This is a genomic window from Methylobacterium sp. ME121, assembly GCF_000974725.1.
Classification (GTDB): domain Bacteria; phylum Pseudomonadota; class Alphaproteobacteria; order Rhizobiales; family Beijerinckiaceae; genus Methylobacterium; species Methylobacterium radiotolerans.
In genome coordinates this window covers 1-3,665 of the sequence record NZ_BBUX01000147.1, presented here as the reverse complement: position 1 = coordinate 3,665, position 3,665 = coordinate 1, and the positions used below count along the sequence as shown (strand labels likewise).

The 3,665-nt window shown below is 62.6% G+C and carries 2 protein-coding genes; both read right to left on the bottom strand.

Annotation, left to right across the window (positions count from 1 at the left end):
• Positions 1-795: 795 nt before the first annotated feature.
• On the bottom strand, positions 796-2,112 hold the full coding sequence (locus ME121_RS32465; protein WP_043388184.1) for a glycosyltransferase: 1,317 nt from the start codon (positions 2,110-2,112) through the stop codon (positions 796-798).
• A gap of 505 nt (positions 2,113-2,617) precedes the next feature.
• Positions 2,618-3,490: an alpha/beta fold hydrolase gene (locus ME121_RS32460; protein ID WP_230367017.1), complete on the bottom strand. Its 873-nt coding sequence runs from the start codon at positions 3,488-3,490 to the stop codon at positions 2,618-2,620.
• Positions 3,491-3,665: the final 175 nt, after the last annotated feature.

The following is a 3,665-nucleotide window of genomic DNA, read 5'->3' as shown; positions in this document are numbered from 1 at the left end:
AAGTCCGCGGAAAGAGCATTTTGAGACGATTGGACGAGCCGCAACGAAGGTCCACTTCTCTGGACTAAACAACAAATGCGGCTCAGTCGCTTTCAGTTAGACTACGTCACGTGAGAGCGCCAGCGCACGCAGAACCGGTCGTTCAGCTTTGCGCCCATTCCGGCCATCTAACGAGCCGCCGACGCGCCTCCATAGCGGACGCTCACCGTGAAGGCTGCGGCGGCGGCCCATTCGCATAAGGGCACGATATGGAGCGGCGCAGTGCCTCCGTGGCCCTTGGGATCCGATGTGCGCTCTGGGAAGGCCTTCTTCCAGGCTGCCGGTGAGGGCGGGGCCTACAACCGGGTAGGGTGGAAAGCGGGCGGTCTGCTTGAGAGCGGGCGGGGCTTTGAAACAGACATGGTCGCTACCGGAAGGTCCGCTGGGGCCGGGATACATCTCCACCTCGACCACGTTACTGAAGGAGTGGTCCGGCTGATCCGCCGCGACAGGCGCACGGCCTTCACCGTGCGCCGCAGGTCGCTCAGCTCTTGGAAGAAGTCATAGCGGATGAGCGGCAGCGTTTCCGAGCGCGTACTCAGGCGGTCCAGAAGCTCAGGCATCAGCAGCCGTGCCGTCGTCCCGTAGCGGCTGCGGCGATCCCCCAGCGCCGCAACTTCGGACTGCAGTTTGCCTTAGGCCCGCAGCCAGATCGCCTGGTAGTGCAGCGCCAAGAAGGTATAAGACACGGCTTACAGATGCAGTGAGCGTGGACTTTGCCCTGCTGGACACGCCGATTGCCCGGTCATGCAGGTCTCATCTGCAAAGAACCCGTTTCGGCGATGCTGGCACGAGAGCGCCACCCTTGACGAGGGCATCGAGCGCCGCGAGGATCTCGTCGCCGCTGTCAAGGCTTCCGAACGCCTCGGCTACCTCGCCGGCCCGGACCCGGAAGCTCGGTTCGTTCAACACGCGTAGGGCGGCCGTGCGCAAGGTCTCAACGGTAGGCGCGTCCGTCGTGAGGTCGATACCAACCCCCGACCAGCCGATGCGCGCGCCGACCTCGGCTTTGTCCTCCGTCCGCCCCGCCGAGACGATCGGCACGCCCACGGCCAGCGCCTGCGAGACACTGCCATAGCCGCCGTTGGTCACAAGTAAGTCTACCTTCGGCAGCAGCAGGTCGAACGGCAGGAAGCTCGCGACCCGGGCATTGGCGGGAAGCGGTCCCCGCAAGACGTCCAAGGGCCGCCCGCCAGTGGTCGCGACAACGAGCAGGTCGTCCCGGTCGGCGAGCGCGGTCAGTGTCGGCTCGACCAGAGCCCCGAAGTCCGCATTGGCGAGTGTGCCCTGCGTGACCAGCACGACGTGGCCGCCCTCCTCGCGCCACGCGTCGAGCTCGGGCCACCAAGTCGGCACCGGTATGTCGGCGTGCGGGTTGGGCAAGAGGCCGACGAAGCGTAGGCCGGACGGGAGCGCACCGAAGTCGTACTCGAAGGCGGGGACCGTCGGCTGGAGGAAGAGATCCGGCAGCACGACGATCGAGTGAGGCAGGGAAGCCGGCAGGGGCGGAAGCCCGAGTCCGGCGAGCAGGCCGTCCGTGTGGGCGCGCACGGGATTGACGAAGGCGGCATCCGTCCCCGCCTTCAAGGCGGAGTAGCGCATCCGCTCGGCTTCGTCTCCTGCCGGCGGCAGGCCGGCCCCCACCGGCGCGTGATCAGGCCGATCGAGGAAGAGGAAGCTGACGTTCAGGACGGCGATCGGCGGCCGGGGTTGCCTGTCGAGGAGCAAGGGCAGCACGCCAAGGAAAAGGCTGCCGGCGATCACGATATCAGGCCGATGATCTGCGATCAGCCTCCGCAAGCCGGCTGCTTGGCCAGGCATGCCGTCGATGAAGCGCCGCTCGAATTCATGCCGCCAGCGTTCCGGTCCCGGCGGCAGGCTGACGTCGAGGTAGGCGGCGGCTCCACCATCATTGCACGGGACGAAACGCAGACCTGCTGCCTCGATCCGGGTCCGAAACGTCTCGGCCGTTGTGAACAGCACGTCGTCGCCGCGGGCGCGCAGGAGGTTTCCGATGGCCAGCAGCGGATTGACATGCCCTGTCAAAGCCGAGGCCGCGATCAGGACTTTCATCTTGAAACTCCGTAGCTTTGGAATTGAGAACACTCACTCGGCGTCGCGAACGAAGTGTAGCTGTTCCGAATATATCGACCGCAGCTCGCAAGGAATACGCGACCGCAGCGTGCACGTCGATTGCTGCTATTTTGGACTGAACGATCCCGAACGCGCTGGTGTTTCGGCTCAGGTGCGTGACCAGCTAGTCTCAGATGGAAGCCTCATCGAGATACAGGCTTTATGGATACCTCATCGGCTACGTGGAAGCTGCGACTCGTCTGCTTCGGACACATCGAATAGAGTACATATCACTGCGACCGGCAGCGGAGACGACAGATCGACGGAGTGACAGAACTGCGAGTGTCCGCAACAGACATCGATAAGGCCACCCACCTTCTGGGTAATTCTCTCGCGCAATGCAAACAGACGCAAGACCTGGGAATCACGAAAAGAGAGTCGCTCGCGCAATGCTCATTATCAAATCGAAACTGCGATGACGGCCTTGCAGTCAAGCCTCGCCATTTCAATCGAGGTTTTGCTTGGCCATGAAGTTTCGGACTAACGCTGCAATCTCGTCGACGCGCTCATCAAGCGCGAAGTGTCCCGCATCGAGAATGTGGATTTCTGCGTCCGGAAGGTCTTTCCTGTAGGCTTCGGCACCGCCGATCGCGAAGGACGGATCGTATCGCCCCCAGACGACGAGGGTTGGAGGCCGCTTCTGCCGGAGCCAAGTCTGCCACATCGGATAGGAGGCGACGTTGGTACGATAGTCATAAAACAGATCGGACTGGATCTGTCGTTGACCTGGCCGGGACAGATGGGCGAACTCGTCGAGCCACAGATGCGGGTCGTATCGCTTTGGATGCGGGCTGGTTCCGAGATGACGCTGCTTCGTCGTCTCCAGGGAGAGGAAGCTATCGATCACCGCGTCCTCATGGGAGGCGCGGTCGTGCCAGAATGCCCGACGGGTTGCCCAGAGCGGTCCAAGCCCATCCTCATGAGAGACAGCATTCTGGATGATCAGCGCCTGCACACGTTCGGGATGTGCAAGAGCCAGCCTCATGCCTATGGGGCCGCCATAATCCTGAAGGAAGAGGCTGTACCGGTTCAGGCCGATCTTTTCCGCAAACTGGTCGATCGTGCCGGCGACATGGTCGAACGTGTAGGCATATCGCTCCGGCGGTGGCGCCTCGCTCAGGCCGAAGCCCGGATAATCGGGTGCCACCAGATGGAAGCGGTCTGCGAGACGAGGGATCAGCGTCTCGAACATGGCCGAAGATGATGGAAAGCCGTGAAGCAGAAGGATTGTCGGAGCGTCCTTCGGGCCGGCTTCTCGATAGAAGATTGTAACGCCGTCGACCGCAACCGTACGATAGGTTGTGTCGACGGATGTCATTGAGGCCGTCTCGGCCGACGCAGTTGGAGAAGCAATCAGCGCCGTTGTCGCGAGAAGGGGTGCAAGCGCTCTGAACATCGTTGTACCTCTCGAGTACGGGTGGCTTCTCAGCCGCGGATGCTGTGCGTCGAGCGATATCCGTCATGACGCACGCAGCCTTTCGGAGCGGGCGTGC

Bases quoted from the DNA above. Each gene is read 5' to 3' on its own strand.
- ME121_RS32460 (WP_230367017.1), bottom strand. From the start codon at position 3,490: ATGACATCCGTCGACACAACCTATCGTACGGTTGCGGTCGACGGCGTT.
- ME121_RS32465 (WP_043388184.1), bottom strand. From the start codon at position 2,112: ATGAAAGTCCTGATCGCGGCCTCGGCTTTGACAGGGCATGTCAATCCG.